This window comes from Synechococcus sp. R5-12, from assembly GCF_047502655.1.
GTDB lineage: Bacteria > Cyanobacteriota > Cyanobacteriia > Thermostichales > Thermostichaceae > Thermostichus.
Window position 1 is genome coordinate 1 of the sequence record NZ_JANSIM010000056.1, and the last position, 997, is coordinate 997.

Annotated in this window: 2 protein-coding genes; one reads left to right on the forward strand and one right to left on the reverse strand. The window is 58.7% G+C overall.

Annotation, left to right across the window (positions count from 1 at the left end):
* Positions 1 to 59: 59 nt before the first annotated feature.
* Entirely contained in the window at positions 60 to 569 is a 510-nt protein-coding gene (locus tag NW843_RS03855; RefSeq protein ID WP_414522167.1) for a mechanosensitive ion channel family protein, read from the forward strand.
* 96 nt (positions 570 to 665) lie between these two features.
* Here the strand turns inward: NW843_RS03855 and NW843_RS03860 are convergent, their stop codons facing one another.
* Complete coding sequence (locus NW843_RS03860) at positions 666 to 905, reverse strand: DNA-directed RNA polymerase subunit omega (RefSeq protein WP_011433877.1); 240 nt, start codon at positions 903 to 905, stop codon at positions 666 to 668.
* Between the last annotated feature and the right edge of the window lie 92 nt (positions 906 to 997).

A 997-nucleotide genomic window follows, 5' to 3' on the forward strand; every position in this document is an offset into this window, starting at 1 on the left:
TCCCGACCCTCCTGCTGTTGCAGAGAGTGCGGGGCTTCCCGGCGGTTTAGCTAACCCAGTTGCGCAACACCGAAGGCAGCTTGATCTCCATTCCCAACAGTGCCATCCGGGTGGTGGAAAACCTCTCCAACGGCTGGTCACGGGTGGATCTGGGGATCATGATTGCCTATGAAAATGACCTGGAACAGGCGATACGCATCACCGAGCAGGTGGCTCTGCAGATGTACCGGGAGCCGGCTTGGCGGGAACAAATTCTCGAGCCCCCCGAAATGCACGGTGTCGATGATCTGGGGGAGCGGGGGATCACGCTGCGCATTTGGATCAAGGTGCAGCCTCTGCAGCAGTGGAGGGTGGCGCGGGAATACCGCCGTCGCCTCAAACACGCCTTCGACCAAGCAGGGATCCAGATTCCTTTCCCGCAGCAGACCCTCTGGTTCCACAGCCCCTTGGAGATGCGCATCCAGGGTCTCAGCCCAGAGGAGACCCACCGCTTGCTGCACCTGATGGAATCGCGGCTCGAGGCTCGCCTGCGGGAAAGGGATCCCGTTGCAAACGACTTGACAAATTGACAAAATAGGCGGCTGCCGAAAGCTTCTACCCTTAGCCGCTCAGCCGGCTAGCAGTTTCAACAGGGCGGTCGCGCCAGCAGGCCGCAAGTCTAGTGACTACTCATCGCCGATGATTTCCGGCTCAGTCAGTTCATCCGACATTTCGATGACAGCGCGGCGGATTGGCTTCATCCAGCCATCTTCTATATCATCCGGATCCTCGTAGCGGCGGCGCTTGGCGCGGTTGGCCACCTGTACCGTGATGCGATAGCGATTTTTGGAAGCGTTGATCAGAGCCTCTACCCGACGCATCAGCTCGTCATTGTCAATAGCCAGTTGATTCTTGCGGGAAGCCATAATCGCAGTCTTAAATCTTGATATCTTGTTGCCACCGGGATCCCAAGGGGACTCCGTCCCGCTACCGCGAAAGGACTCCGTCCCGCTACCGC

What these genes read in the sequence shown, in the direction of transcription:
- NW843_RS03860 (WP_011433877.1), bottom strand. Translation starts at nt 905, where the DNA reads ATGGCTTCCCGCAAGAATCAACTGGCTATTGACAATGACGAGCTGATG.